At 63.5% G+C, this 13,047-nt stretch carries 10 protein-coding genes and 1 pseudogene; 3 read left to right on the top strand and 8 right to left on the bottom strand.

Translation table 11 applies throughout. The annotated features are described in order from the left end of the window. Positions 1 to 7: 7 nt before the first annotated feature. Together HEP74_RS07015 and HEP74_RS07010 are read left to right on the top strand one after the other, a co-directional pair. Positions 8 to 862, top strand: coding sequence for a sugar phosphate isomerase/epimerase family protein (locus HEP74_RS07015; RefSeq protein WP_185815799.1), 855 nt, complete (start codon positions 8 to 10; stop codon positions 860 to 862). Positions 863 to 880: 18 nt separating this feature from the next. After that, positions 881 to 1,177, top strand: a complete 297-nt coding sequence (locus tag HEP74_RS07010) for a c-type cytochrome (protein ID WP_185815798.1) — start codon at positions 881 to 883, stop codon at positions 1,175 to 1,177. Positions 1,178 to 1,204: 27 nt separating this feature from the next. Here HEP74_RS07010 and HEP74_RS07005 read toward each other — a convergent pair whose 3' ends face one another. Genes HEP74_RS07005 through HEP74_RS06990 form a run of 4 tightly spaced genes read right to left on the bottom strand, consistent with a single transcriptional unit; the run spans position 1,205 to position 5,186 of the window. Further along, complete coding sequence (locus HEP74_RS07005; RefSeq protein ID WP_185815797.1) at positions 1,205 to 1,948, bottom strand: 3-keto-disaccharide hydrolase; 744 nt, start codon at positions 1,946 to 1,948, stop codon at positions 1,205 to 1,207. A 44-nt stretch (positions 1,949 to 1,992) separates the two neighbouring features. Further along, on the bottom strand, positions 1,993 to 2,568 hold the full coding sequence (locus HEP74_RS07000) for a gluconate 2-dehydrogenase subunit 3 family protein (protein WP_185815796.1): 576 nt from the start codon (positions 2,566 to 2,568) through the stop codon (positions 1,993 to 1,995). Continuing rightward, positions 2,568 to 4,253 (bottom strand): GMC oxidoreductase, encoded by a 1,686-nt coding sequence (locus tag HEP74_RS06995; RefSeq protein ID WP_185815795.1) that lies wholly within the window; start codon positions 4,251 to 4,253, stop codon positions 2,568 to 2,570. The genes HEP74_RS07000 and HEP74_RS06995 overlap by 1 nt, the downstream gene beginning before the upstream one ends. 30 nt (positions 4,254 to 4,283) lie before the next feature. Further along, on the bottom strand, positions 4,284 to 5,186 hold the full coding sequence (locus tag HEP74_RS06990) for a hydroxypyruvate isomerase family protein (protein ID WP_185816537.1): 903 nt from the start codon (positions 5,184 to 5,186) through the stop codon (positions 4,284 to 4,286). 587 nt (positions 5,187 to 5,773) lie between these two features. Between HEP74_RS06990 and HEP74_RS06985 the strand changes: the two are divergent. Then, a pseudogene (locus tag HEP74_RS06985) lies at positions 5,774 to 6,019 on the top strand (tyrosine-type recombinase/integrase); the annotation flags it as partial. 1,060 nt (positions 6,020 to 7,079) lie between these two features. On the opposite strand, the gene HEP74_RS06980 reads toward HEP74_RS06985, so the two are convergent. From HEP74_RS06980 to HEP74_RS06965, 4 genes are all read right to left on the bottom strand, one after another. Then, positions 7,080 to 8,687 carry an MBL fold metallo-hydrolase gene (locus tag HEP74_RS06980; protein ID WP_185815794.1) on the bottom strand — a complete coding sequence of 536 codons (1,608 nt, stop codon included), beginning with the start codon at positions 8,685 to 8,687 and terminating at the stop codon, positions 7,080 to 7,082. A gap of 74 nt (positions 8,688 to 8,761) precedes the next feature. Then, on the bottom strand, positions 8,762 to 9,529 hold the full coding sequence (locus HEP74_RS06975) for a thioesterase II family protein (RefSeq protein WP_185815793.1): 768 nt from the start codon (positions 9,527 to 9,529) through the stop codon (positions 8,762 to 8,764). Next, the gene (locus HEP74_RS06970) at positions 9,526 to 10,524 is read right to left on the bottom strand and encodes a TauD/TfdA family dioxygenase (RefSeq protein ID WP_185816536.1); all 999 of its coding nucleotides are present in this window, start codon (positions 10,522 to 10,524) and stop codon (positions 9,526 to 9,528) included. The genes HEP74_RS06975 and HEP74_RS06970 overlap by 4 nt, the downstream gene beginning before the upstream one ends. Before the next feature lie 108 nt (positions 10,525 to 10,632). Continuing rightward, positions 10,633 to 13,047 (bottom strand): ABC transporter permease, encoded by a 2,415-nt coding sequence (locus tag HEP74_RS06965; protein ID WP_185815792.1) that lies wholly within the window; start codon positions 13,045 to 13,047, stop codon positions 10,633 to 10,635.

The following is a 13,047-nucleotide window of genomic DNA, read 5'->3' as shown; positions in this document are numbered from 1 at the left end:
TTTCTTGATGAACACACCTACACGCAGGACCGCGACCCTCGCACTGCTGCTGCTCGTCGCCCTGCCCGCCTTTGCACGCGACGCCGCTGGCCCGAAACAGCCGATCGCGGTGCAGATGTACTCGCTGCGCAACGCCGGCTCGCTCGAGCAACAGCTGAAGATCGTCCACGACGCGGGCGTGGGCGCGGTGGAAACGGTCGGCACGCAGAACGTCAGCGCGGTGGAACTCAAGCAACTGCTGGACAAGTATTCGATCAAGGCGATCTCGTCGCACGTGCAACTGGCCGATCTGCGCAAGGACCTGGACGCCGCAGTCGCCTTCAACCGATCGATCGGCAACACCACGCTGGTAGTGCCTTACCTGGACCAGAAGGATCGGCCGACCGATGCCGCGGGCTGGACCGCATTGGGCAAGGAACTGGGCCAACTCTCGAAGCGGGTGCGGGCCAAGGGCATGCGCCTGGCCTACCACAACCACGATTTCGAACTGGTCGACTTCAATGGCAAGACCGGCCTGGAACTGCTGTTCGCCGCGGCCGGCCCCGATCTGCAGACCGAGCTGGACCTGGCCTGGGTCGCGCGCGCGGGCTACGACCCGGCGGTGATGCTGGGCAAGTTCAAGGGCCGCATGTTCGCGGTACACGCCAAGGACAATGCACCGAAAGGCCAGGCCGAGGACGAGGGCGGCTTCGCCGCCGTGGGCCAGGGCGTGCTCGACTGGAACGCGATCCTGCCTGACGCGGCGAGTGCCGGCGTGCGTTGGTACATCATCGAGCACGACCGTCCGCGCGATCCGGCCACGGTCGTCCAGACCGGCGCGGACTACCTGCGTGCACACCTGCCCGCAAGCACACAGCGCTAGCACGCGAAGGAGCCCCGCTTGAAAACGATCCTGACAGCGGCCTTGGTTCTACTGGGGGCGACGCTTGCGACCACGGCGTGGTCCAAGGACGACCCTGCGGCCGGCGCGCAGCTCTATGCCACTAACTGCACGGCCTGCCACGGCGCCGATCGCGCGGGCATTCCAGGCGCGTTCCCCGCGCTCACCGACGTGGGCAAGCGGCTGGAATCGGCGCAGATCAAGGAGAAGATCAGCAAGGGCGGCGGGTTGATGCCGCCCTTTCCGCAGCTGTCGCAACAGGATCTCGACAACATCGCCAGCTTCCTGGCGCAATAGGGCGCAGGCGCCGGCTGCGCGCCGGCACTACAGCTCGCGCACCCAGATGTTGCGGTAGCTGACCTTGGAATCGTGCTCCTGCAGGGAGATCGGCGCGCACGCATGCGGCGCGTACGAAGGCGCGCCGATGTACTCGGTCTTGCCCGACAGGACGGTGTCGTCCTGCACCAGCACGCCGTTGTGCAGCACGGTGATGCGGGCGGGTGAAGTAAGCCCGCCTCCCTGCGAGAAGCGCGGCGCCTTCCAGATGATGTCGTAGGCCTGCCACTGGCCCGGCGCCCGCGAGGCATTCACCAGCGGAATTGCCTGCTTGTAGATCGAGCCGGCCTGGCCGTTGACATAGGTCGGGTTGTTGTAGCTGTCGAGCACCTGCAGCTCGTACAGTTCCTGCAGGAAGATGCCGCTGTTGCCCCGCTGCTGGCCTTCGAAACCGCCGGTCGCGGTGGGCGTGCGCCACTCGACATGCAGCTGAATGTCGCAGAAGCGCTGCTTGGTCCGAATGCCCTTGCTTCCCGGAACCACGGTCAGCGCACCGTCGGCGACGCTCCAGGGCACGCGTCCGCCCTGCTCCGACTCCCAGGCCGAGAGATCCTTGCCATCGAACAGCACGATCGCGTCGGAGGGCGCAGCGCCCGCGGGCGTGGCCACGATCGCGGGCACCGGCTTCCACACTTCGGTCTGCGCCGGATCGCGCGACGGGTCGCCGCTGGCCTGCGCGAACGCAGGCGCCGTGGTCAGCAGGCAGGCCGCCATCAGGAGGGGTCTGGTCATCGTGTTTCCGGGGAAGTGGCGCATGGGCGAGTCGCTGCGGTCCATCAGTTGGTCGCCCAGGCGGGCGTACCGGGGGCATAGGCCAGGTCGCCGTCGTAGCGACCCGGCACGGCGACGTAGCGCAGCACGTCGGTCGCGGCAACCTTCGAGGTGAAGAAGCTGAAGATGGCCAGCTGCTTGATCATCGTGAAGTGATGCGGCATCGCGTCCGCCACTTTGGCGGTGCCGGTATCGGTCATTGCAACGACGTGTTTCCTGGCTTCCGCATCCAGGGCGCGCAGCAGCTCGGTGCGCGCCTGCGGCGCGAGCGACACGAATCGGCCGCCGGCGCGTTTGTCGATCTCGGCCAGGCCGGCGCGGAACGTCGCCTGCTGCTGGGCGGTGTAGCAATCGGTGACGAATTGCGCCATGAACAAGCCGACGCCGGCGTCCTTCGCCCCCGGCGTTGCGGTCCGCGGCAGGATGGTCTCGGCGATCTCGTCCAGCGTGCCGACCTCGGCCGCGGAGAAGGCGTTGTTCGCCCCCTCGGCCGGCGCCTGTGCAAGGCCCAGCGCGGGCAGGCCGATCATGGCCGTACCCGTGGCGGCGACGATCATCTTCAGCAGTTCGCGGCGTTCCATCACAGGTTCCCCGCTTTCAACTCGCGCACCGCGTGGTCCGCTGCCCGTGCGGTCAGCGCCATGTAGGTCAGCGAGGGATTCACGCAGGCGCTGGAGGTCATGCAGGCGCCATCGGTCACGTAGACGTTGGGCGCGTCCCAGACCTGGTTGTGCTGGTTCAGCACGGAATTCTTGCGGTCACGGCCCATGCGCGCGGTGCCCATCTCGTGGATGCCCTTGCCCGGGGCGTAGTCGTCATCGTGCATTTTCACATCCTTCACGCCGGCGGCCTCCAGCATCTCCGCGGCATCGGCGGCCATGTCCTTGCGCATGGCCTTTTCGTTCGCGCGCATGGACACGTCCATCGCCAGCACCGGCAGCCCCCATTTGTCCTTGCGCTGCGGGTCCAGGCGAATCGTATTGTCGTGGTGAGGCAGCATTTCGCCGAATCCGGTCATGCCGATGCGCCAGTCGCCCGGCAGGGTCAGCGCGTCCTTCAGGTCGGCGCCGATGTTCAGTTCTGCGATCTCGCGCGACCAGCCGGTGCGGCTGGCGCCGCCCTGGTAGCCGAACCCGCGCAGGTAGCCGCGCCTGTCCGCGGCGACGTTGCGGAAACGGGGAATGTAGAAGCCGCAGGGACGACGTCCGAAGTAGTACTTGTCTTCGTAGCCCTCGACCCGACCGGAGGCGCCGGCGCCGAAATGATGGTCCATCACGTTGTGCCCAAGCTCGCCGGATGAAGAGCCCAGCCCGCCTTCCCAGACATCGGTGGCCGAGTTCATCAGCAGCCAGCTCGAGTTGAAGGAGGACGCATTGAGGAAGATGACGTTGGCCGTGTACTGGTAGGTCTGTCCGCTCTCGGCATCGATGATCTCCACGCCGCGCGCACGCTTGCGGTCCTTGTCGTAGAGCACTTCCTTGACGATCGAGAACGGCCGCAAGGTCAGGTTGCCGGTCTTCATCGCCGCCGGCAGCGTCGCCGACTGGGTCGAGAAGTAGGCGCCGTAGGGACAGCCCAGGATGCACTTGTTGCGATACTGGCAGTTGACGCGGCCCTGCTCGACCTTGGGCTCGGTGATGTTCGCGGTGCGCGAGTGGATCAGGTGCCTGGTCCCGCCAAAGGCCTTCTTGATCCGCGCGGCCACGTCCTTCTCGACGATGTTCAACGGGATCGGCGGCAGGAACTCGCCGTCGGGCAACACGTCCAGGCCCTCGCGCGTGCCGGCGATGCCGGCGAACTTCTCCACGTAGTCGTACCAGGGCGCGATATCGGCGTAGCGGATCGGCCAATCGGTGGCGATGCCGTCCTTGAGGTTCGCCTGGAAATCCAGGTCCGACAGGCGATAGCTCTGCCGTCCCCACATCAGCGAGCGACCGCCCACGTGATAGCCGCGGTACCAGTCGAAGCGCTTGGTCTCGGTGTAGGGCGATTCCTTTTCGTTGGCCCACATGCCCTGCAGGTTCTCGACCAGGCCGTAGTCGCGCCGCAACACCGGATAGTCGGCCTGCATCGCCTGGGTCGGCCGGTTGTGGTGCGGGAAATCCCACACCTCCTTCATCGCGTTGACATAGTCCTTGACGTGCTCGATGTTGCGTCCGCGTTCCAGCATCAGGACCTTGAGGCCCTTCTCGGCCAGCTCCTTCGCCGCCCAACCGCCACTGATTCCCGAGCCAACGACGATGGCGTCGTAATGATTGTCTGCCATGGGTTCTACTTCACCTGGGTGGATAGCGTTTCAGACGTCGCACAGGCGGATCGCCTCGCGCAGCGAGCCAACGGGATCCGGCGCAGTAGGAATGAATTCCTGCGCCAGATAGCCATCGAAACCGGTCGCGCGGATCGCGCGACAGATGGCGGGATAGTGGAGTTCCTGATCGTCTCCGATCTCGTGCCGGCCAGGCACGCCCGCGGTGTGGTAATGCTTGAAGCAAGCGTGATGCTTGCCGATGGTGGCGATGACGTCGCCCTCCATGATCTGCATGTGGTAGATGTCGTACAGCAGGCCGAAATGCTCCGAGCCGATCCGCCGGCACAGCTCCACGCCCCATGCGGAGTGGTCGCACAGGTAGTCGGGATGATCGACCTTGGAGTTCAGCAGCTCCATCACCAGCACGACCCCGCGCTGCTCCGCATGCCCGAGGATGCGCTTGAGTCCCGCTTCGGCATTGGCCATCCCTTCCTGGGGATCCATGCCGTTGCGATTGCCGGAAAAACAGATGAGGTTGCGATAGCCGGCATCGGCCACCAGGTCGATGTGCCGCGTGTAGCGCTCGACCAGCTGGTCGTGGAACTGGCTACCGGCGAAGCCCTTGTCCAGGCCCATCTCCGCGCCGTTGCACATCGCGCTGTACACGCCATTGGCCTTCAGCGTCGGCCAATCCGCCGGCCCGACCAGATCGATGGCGGCGAAACCGATGCCCTTCACGGTCTGGCAAAGCTGGGCGATCGACTGCTGCGGAAACGTCCAGCGCGCGACGGAATGCTTCAGGTTGCCCTTATGCGGCGCGGCAGCGGCGGCGACAAACGCAGGCAGCATGCTCGCAGCGCCCAGGCCGAGGCTCCCGGCGACAGCGACGCGCAGCGCATCGCGCCGCGTGAACCCCGGGGCCGGCGCCGGTCCGATCGAATGGATAGACATTCGCTTTCCGGCCTCCCAACCGGTCTCAAACGCTGAAGATTTGCCGTGATGCAATCGATTGCACCATAAAGTAGGCAATCGTTTTTTTGCAAGACGCAGTGCACGAAAACCTATGCTGCAAGGCACAACGCGCGTCGCGCCAGCCACTGCAGGGCGGGAGATGGAGTTCGGGCGGCGCAAGGAGATGGACTACCGCGTGTGCAGCGGAAAGGCGGGGATGGCAGCCCGCGAACTACGAATGCGCGCGGGATGAGTGCGCCTTTGACACGTCACGATGGCGACCTGCGCGTCCATCCAAGCGATGGCGCGTCGATTCGCTGTTTGCCATGAAAACTCATTGCGCAAAAGAAAAGCCCCGTAAAAACGGGGGCTCTCTTCAAGATCTTTATCAACACGTGCAACAGGTGTCGCTCAGAAGGGTTGTGTTTACCAAAGATATAAAGAAGCTTACGAGGTCCTTGCTAGACAAAAGTATCCGCCTCACACTCCGGCTCCAGATGTAAATAACTACCGCCAACGGCTGAAAGTTGTTTACACATATGAGAGGGCGCGCCTTGCGAAATCAGGTCAGACACCTCGGTGGGTGTGTCGACCCTGCTCTGCTCCCAGGCTCGGTGGCGGCGATTGTGAAGCGCCGGGCAAAGCTGGCAGGGCTGGAGGGAGACTTCGGGGCGCATAGCCTACGATCGGCATTTGTCACCGAGGCCGGTAAGCAAGGGGTGACGCTGCCTGCATTGATGGCTATGACCGAGCACCGCTCGGTGGCTAGCGTTATTGAGTACTTCCAGACGGGTGCTGCGCAGGACAATCCCGCGGCACGCCTACTAAAATAGACGCTGAGATCATTCGGATCAGCGATCTTGCGCTGCGATATTCTGGAGTATCTGGCACGTTAACTGGCAAAAGGTGCCAGCTTCCGCCCAGGATATCCGGGGCAAACATCCACATACGGCGTCCGCACCCAACGAATTGCCCCTCTCTCGTGGCAGCGCCGCAATCAGATCCTGGCTTGTCCAGGGGCTGCCCCTCTGCGTTCCACTGAAAGCGCGGGTACAAGAAGCGCTCGCCATTTCAGGCGACCAGAAGCTCGCCCGCGGCCCGCGCCTAGTCCAGCGCGTCCGACGCGGGCGTGTACAAACACAAGGAATGAACCCACAGCTCCCGAAGGACGTCGCGCGCGCTAGCCACCCTGATCTTCCTCCGGGCCGATCGAATCCACCCGAACGACGCCTAAACCGCCTCCGTCGAATTCTGTCGACACCCGATCAGGTTGATCAGGTTCCTTCAGCGCGCCGCCGGTGGCGGTGAAGCCTTCGAATCCAGAAACCTACCCATACAACACCAGGCCTGTCGCCGGGAAGTCGAGTAGTCCCTCGGCAGGGAGTCTGAGAGCGAATCCTGGCGTGGACCCTAAACTGCCTGCGAGCGCAATGCACGAACGCTGCCATAATCCACCCGCTAACGTAGAGTCGCGGCTTGCCGCGAACGTCAAATTTGCCTAATCGTGAGGGCGGCTACACCGGAGCCATTACTTTTCATCCGGGATGAGATCCAAATGGATGTCAGTTATAGCGCTGCTCCGGGTTTGACATGCCCGTCCTACTGTTCCAGTGGATAGCTTCAACCAATTGAAAAACGCTCAAAGTACAGCAACCTTGATACAGTTCTAACAAATCGAGAACGGACATCTTTTTGTGAAAGGCCTTCCCTTTCCAGAGGTGATGTCCATTCGAGCATGACGGAGCCAAACTGAACATCGTTTTCGGGAAATAACAGGTGACCTGCCATACCTGCACCGAAAATCGTCGAATGCCGGCTCTCTGCGTCCCGGCATTTTCCTGGTATCCAATCTGATGACCCGGTTCCTCCCCAAGGCGCACGGGCACGCGAACTTCAGGTGCCGGCGAGTTCCAGAGTCATTTTCCCGTACAGGCGCTCGGCAGGAATCTGCTTGTCACGGCAGGCGTCCAGCATCTTGCCGGTCTGCACGATCTGCTCGGACGATTCGTCGTAGTCCAGGCCCATGAAGTACTTGTACCAAGGCTCCATGCCCAATGCATACAGGTAGATCTGCGAAGGCTTGAAGATCTCCGCGATCTCGTAGGCCTGTGCGAAGTCGGATCCGTTCAGGCGCCGCGATTCCTTGATCTTCTTGCTCACCAGCTTGGTGTGCAGGGCGCCGTACAGCCAGGTGTAGGGGGCGCCGACGCATTCCATGCCGATCGCCATCACGTCCATCTCGCCAAGCCAGCGGCCGATATGGCGGTACATGCTCGGGTCCAGATTGGACGAATCGGCTCCCATGAAGATCTTCTTGCCGAGCAATTCGTAGAACCAGGCCGTCTTGGAGCGCACGTTGAGATCGCCGTGTTCGCCGAGGAAGGGCACGCTGACGATGCGCCCGCCAGGCACCGGCAACTCGTCCATGTCGTCCATCTCCATGACATCGAAGCCGAACTGCTTGAGCAACAGGCGCAGCGATGGGTCCGACAGGGTGCCGCCGTTGTTCTTGGGCACCAGGATCTTGCCGATCTTGTGCCGAAGCTGCAGCAGCGATTCGAGATTGGCGTGGTCCTGATGGTTGTGGGTGATGCAGACGTAGTCGATGCGGTCGGGCAATTGGCTGAAACTGATGACTTCGTCGGAGAAGTCCGCACCGCGCGACGCGATGACGGGATCCACGACGATCGACACCTGCGAGGTCTGCAGCAGGAATCCGGCATGCCCGAGATACTGCAGGCGAACGCCGGATTCCACTGGCTGGTTGCGGTGCCCGGGGGGCGTCTCGGTGAACAGCTTGCGATAGTGCAGTCCGCCGGAGACAGTCTTGCCGGCGAACAAAGCATCCAGCGCGGATTCCGTTAGCGGCTGCGTCCGTGCTGCAAACACCGCGTCCAGTAGCGGGTCGTTGTAGTCCACTTCCACGTGCAGGCTGTCGGCGGTGGGCAGGCGCGGCGTGCTCAGCACGAACGGGCGGTCTCCGCGTTCGCCGAGGATGCCGAAGGCAATGCTCTGCAACGACGGCTTGTAGTACGGGCTCTTGTACAGAAGGCTTTCCAGCAGGCGGTATGAAGGGTGATGCTCAAGGTCCATGAAGATCTCGACATAGCCCTTCAACGGCGGCGGCACCTGCGCATACAGGTACTCGATCGATTCGCCGGAGGTATGCGTGCGAAGCAATTCGTCGAGCTGGCGAACCGCGTCGGACAGTTCTACCAGATCCGCGTGCTGTTCGTCGATGCGGGCGACCAAGGCTTTGATGTCGTCGACCTGGTCTTCGTTGCAGTCCAGGAACTCGGCACCGGCCATGCCGGGCTGATTCACCGCCATGATGTGCAGTTTGTAGTTCTTCACGAACGAACTCATGATCCGGCGATGCGTGTTGACCATGTGGCGAGCGCCAGTGACCGGCGGCAGCAGATAAGGCCAGGCATACCATTGGTTGACCAAGGGTTCGAAATACACGTCTTCGCGCAGGTACAATCGGGTTTCGGTGTCCATTTCTCTCGCTTTTCCTTCGCTACTGGAGGCCGGCGGCGCCGACCGGATGCATGTCGTCGATCCAAATCGCCGAACTAGGCGATCGCCCTGCCCCAGGCGCTCGGATGCTGCCCGAAGCGGCCCATCACTTCATGCACGAGCAATTCCTCGTGCGTGTGGATGAAGAAATGCCCGCCCGCGATCTCCCGGAATTCGACAGGGTCGCAGAAACGCTCCTGCCAGGCCTGGATCCTCTCCCACTCGATCCCGTCGGTCGCTCCGTAGAACACCGTGACGGGCATCCGCAGCATCAACTCCGGGGCGTGGCGATAGCTTTCGGCCAGCGCGAAGTCCGCGCGCAGCCCCGGCAGCATCAGCTCGAACAACTCGCTGTCGTCGAAGAGCGCAGCCGGGGTGCCCTCCAGCTCGCGCAGCACCTGCTTGAACTCGGCATTGTCCATCGCCGAATAAGGTCGGGCGAAGATCCGCGTCCATGGTGCGGGACTGGCCGAGAGCAGCAGGCGCTCGGGAACCGGCAAGCCAAGCGATTGCAGGCGGCTCGCCAGCTGGAACGCGACCATGGCGCCGTTGCTGTGGCCAAAGAAGCAGAATGGGCCTTCCGCCAGCAATGGCAGGATCGCGTCGAGCAGGTCGTCCACCAGGCCATCGAGTGAGGCATGAGGCGTTTCCAGCACGCGCGCGCCCTTGCCCGGCGCCTGGATCCCGATCACCTGTACCGAATGCGGCATTCGCGCAGGCCAGCCGCGGAAAAGGTGCCCATGACCACCGGCATAGGGAAAGCAGAACAAACGCATACTCACGCGCGGCCCTGCCGGAAAACGGATGAACCAGGGACTCTTCATAGCACGGCCCCTTCGGACCGGCCGCCTTCGGTGCCGTGCACGCGCGCCATTCCGACCAGTACCTGGCGGTTGCCCGAATAGGTCTCGCGACCATGCGAATACAGCATGTTGTCGAGTAACAAGAGATCGTTGCGCTGCCAATCGAAACGGATCGCATTGCGCTCGTAGAGCGCACGCACCGTGTCCAGGGCTCCAATGTCGATGGGAGAACCGTCGCCATAGTAGGTGTTGCGCGGTAGGCGCCGCTCGCCCATGGTGGTCAGCAGCGCTTCGCGGATCTCGGGGTCCAGATTGGTGAAGTGAAACAGGTGTGCCTGGTTGAACCAGACCTTGTCGCCGCTGTCCGGATGGACGGCGGACGCCTGGTTGATCTGGCAGGTGCGCAGCCCGTCCTCCAGCCACTCGAACGCCAGTTGGTTGGCTTGGCAGAACGCCTCCACGTCCGCCCGGTCGCTGGTCTGGAACACCTCCGTCCAAGGCACGTCGATTTCGGAATAGTTGCGTACGTACATCACCCCGTTGCGCTCGAAACGGTCGCGTAGCGCATCGGGCATCTGCGCATAGACCTTGCGGCTGTCGCAGATCGGCGTGGCGCCTCCGGTCTGCGAGGGGATGGTGCACAGGAAGCCCAGGCGCATCGCCCACCTGTTCGAGTACGAATTCTCGTTGTGCTGCGGAATGACCTGGTCCGGATGGTACTCGGTCGCGGTATACACATTGCCGCGCAGCTCGGTCCTCGGCGTGGACCTGTAGACGTACTGGATCAGGTCTTCGCCGAACAGCGTCGACAAGGCGGTGCCGAATTGCTGGCTGCCCACGAAGGTCAATCCGCGTATCAGCAACGCGCCGTTCTCCATCAGCAATCGTTCGACATGCCCGCGATTCTCCGCGGCCCACTCGGTCGCGCGCACGCCCTCGCCTGCCACGTTCAAAAGCAGGGGCGTGCCCTGCACATCCTGCAGATCTTCGATGCCGATGTCTGCCAATCTTGTCATTGCCCCTCTCTCCCTATGGCGCCGGTCCCGGCCGGCGGCGTCCATTTCGCTCGTCTGCCGCGGATCGCGGCTCTGCAACAGCACACCGTCACGACGCCCGAGGCGCCGTCATTCGTAGCGCAGCGCCGCCCCCGGCTCGTACAACACGGCACGGCGCGTGGCGATAAAGATCGCCACCAGCACCAGCGCCGAGACGCAGGCGGCCACGCCCAGCCCGATCGATACGAGCACCCATGGTCCCACCGTGACGAACCTCGACACCGCGAGCAGGATCGCCGCGGAGAGCAACAGGCTGATCGCCAGACCCACTCCCAGTTGTCTAGCGCCCTGCTTCAGGAACAGCGCGATGATGTCGCGGTCGCGCGCGCCGATGGCGCGGCGCAGGCCGATCTCGTTGGTACGCTGCACTACGGCGTTGCTGCTCAATCCATAGATACCGGTCATCGCCAGCAGCATGGCGAAGATGCCGCAGCGCACGAACAAGTCCGTCATCGTGGTTGCCATCAGGGTCAGCTGGCGCAGCACTTCTTCGTAGCTGGTGATTCTGGCCGGCGCCATGTAGGGATCTATGCCGGCGACAGTCCGATAGATGGCACTGCGCGCCGCATCGACGTTGCCGTAGTGCCGGATCAGTACGGCGGCTTCCTGCAGCGGCACCTGCGGCAGCGGCACATACAGCGAGGCGAAGCTGCTCGATGTGGTCTTGAGCAGGTCGCCCCGACGGGCATCGCTCACCACCCCGATCACGATGCGGTCGACCGGCTCCACACCCTGCTGCATGATGCGCACGCGTTGGCCCAGCGCCCCCGATACCGGCCACTGCGCCTTGGCCATGCTGGCGCTCACCACAACGGTCTTCAAGCCGGTCGCGTTGTCGCGAGTGTCGAAGTAACGCCCTTCGATCAGGCGTACCCCGATCGGCTGCCGGGCCTCCGACGCGACGACCAGCGTGGCTTTGGGATAGTCGCTTTCGCGCGGATACTCGGTTCCATCCACGCCGAAGCGCACCTGCCCGACTTCCTGCAGCACGCCTGCGGTCTCGATCTCGGGATTGTGGCGCAGATCGGCGATCAGCCGCTCGTAGAACTGAAGCTGCTTCTGCGGAGTGTTGTAGGACTCGCCCGTCAGCTCCACCGGCATGTTCAACAGGTTGGTGGTGTCGATGCCGAAATCGATACGCGCCGCATGATAGGCGACGATCGCCATGACGCTGCCGATCACCATCACCACGGAAATCAGCACGATCTCGACGATCACCAGGATCCGCGATACGCGTCCGCTGCGCCGTCCTTGCGAGCCGCGGGTGCCGTCGCGCAACAGCGCGCTGGAACTGATGTTGGTCGCGCTCCAGGTCGGGATCACCGAAACCAGGAAGATGGCCAGGCACACGAAGCCCAGTGCCGACAGCACCGCGCCGGTGTCCAGGCCCCAGTCCCACCAGAACGGCAGGTCACCCTGGAAGGTTGAGGCGAGGAACTGGTTGCTCGCGCTCAATGCCCAACCCGCAAGCGCCAGCGCCAGGACGCCGCCGATCACGCAGATCAGCGCACTTTCCATCATCATCTGCAGAACCAGGCGCGTGCGTGGCGCGCCCAATGCGACGCGCACGGCGATTTCGCGGATGCGCTCGTTGGTACGCGCCAGCAGCATGTTGCCGACGTTGACGCAGGCCAGCAGCAGAATGAAGATCGACACCACGTTGAGCACTGCGAAGACGAAGGCGCCTTCCGGACCGGTCTGCGCGGACTGGAAGGTGTCCACGCGGATGTCGTCCAGCAGCGCATCGTCGCCTTCCCGGCGCGGATAGTTCTCGTAGGTGGCGCGCAGCAGCGTGGTCAGGTCGGCCTCGGCTTCGTTGCGCGAGACATCCGGGCGCAGGCGCGCGTAGGCGTTGAACGAGGACACGCCATAGGTCGTCGGATTGAGCTCGCGCTGCGTGAGCGGCAGCCAGATCTCGGAACTGATGGGGAACATGAAACCCTTCGGCATCACCCCCACGATCCGCGTGGCGCGTCCGTTGATCTCCACCACCTTGTCCACGATGTCCGGATCGGCGCCGTACACCGAGCGCCATATCTTGTGCCCGATCACCGCCACCGGCTCGGCTCCGGACACAGCGTCTTCCGGCAGAAAGCCCCTCCCTAGCGCGGGCTGCGTGCGCGCGAACTGGAAGATGCTCCACTCGGCGAAGGTCGCCTTCACGCTGCGGCTGGCATCGAGTTCGCTGATCACCGAGCGGCCGGTCTGGTATGCCGCGACCCCGCCGAGCGAGCGCGTGTGGCGCAATTGCGCGAGCTCGAATGCGTCGATCAAGGCGGTCCGGCCGTCCTTCTTGCCGAGCACCCTGACCATGGTCTCGCTGGCCGGGATCGGCAGCGCCTTGTACATCATGGTGTTCAGCACCGAATAGGTATAGATGCTGATCGCCAGGCCGCCGGCCAGCACGAGCACGGTCAACAGCGTGAACTGCGGCGTCTTCAGCAAAAGACGCAAGGCATAGCGCAGGTCGGAGAGGAAGGACAT

Origin of the sequence: Xanthomonas sp. SS, from assembly GCF_014236835.1 — a bacterium.
Lineage (GTDB): Bacteria > Pseudomonadota > Gammaproteobacteria > Xanthomonadales > Xanthomonadaceae > Xanthomonas_A.
Note: the sequence above shows the minus strand (reverse complement) of the source record. Positions and strands in the feature narration are given on the sequence as shown.

What these genes read in the sequence shown, in the direction of transcription:
- HEP74_RS07015 (WP_185815799.1), top strand. Translation starts at nt 8, where the DNA reads ATGAACACACCTACACGCAGGACCGCGACCCTCGCACTGCTGCTGCTC.
- HEP74_RS07005 (WP_185815797.1), bottom strand. Translation starts at nt 1,948, where the DNA reads ATGACCAGACCCCTCCTGATGGCGGCCTGCCTGCTGACCACGGCGCCT.
- HEP74_RS07000 (WP_185815796.1), bottom strand. Translation starts at nt 2,568, where the DNA reads ATGGAACGCCGCGAACTGCTGAAGATGATCGTCGCCGCCACGGGTACG.
- HEP74_RS06995 (WP_185815795.1), bottom strand. Translation starts at nt 4,253, where the DNA reads ATGGCAGACAATCATTACGACGCCATCGTCGTTGGCTCGGGAATCAGT.
- HEP74_RS06990 (WP_185816537.1), bottom strand. Translation starts at nt 5,186, where the DNA reads ATGTCTATCCATTCGATCGGACCGGCGCCGGCCCCGGGGTTCACGCGG.
- HEP74_RS06980 (WP_185815794.1), bottom strand. Translation starts at nt 8,687, where the DNA reads ATGGACACCGAAACCCGATTGTACCTGCGCGAAGACGTGTATTTCGAA.
- HEP74_RS06975 (WP_185815793.1), bottom strand. Translation starts at nt 9,529, where the DNA reads ATGAAGAGTCCCTGGTTCATCCGTTTTCCGGCAGGGCCGCGCGTGAGT.
- HEP74_RS06970 (WP_185816536.1), bottom strand. Translation starts at nt 10,524, where the DNA reads ATGACAAGATTGGCAGACATCGGCATCGAAGATCTGCAGGATGTGCAG.
- HEP74_RS06965 (WP_185815792.1), bottom strand. Translation starts at nt 13,047, where the DNA reads ATGTCCTTCCTCTCCGACCTGCGCTATGCCTTGCGTCTTTTGCTGAAG.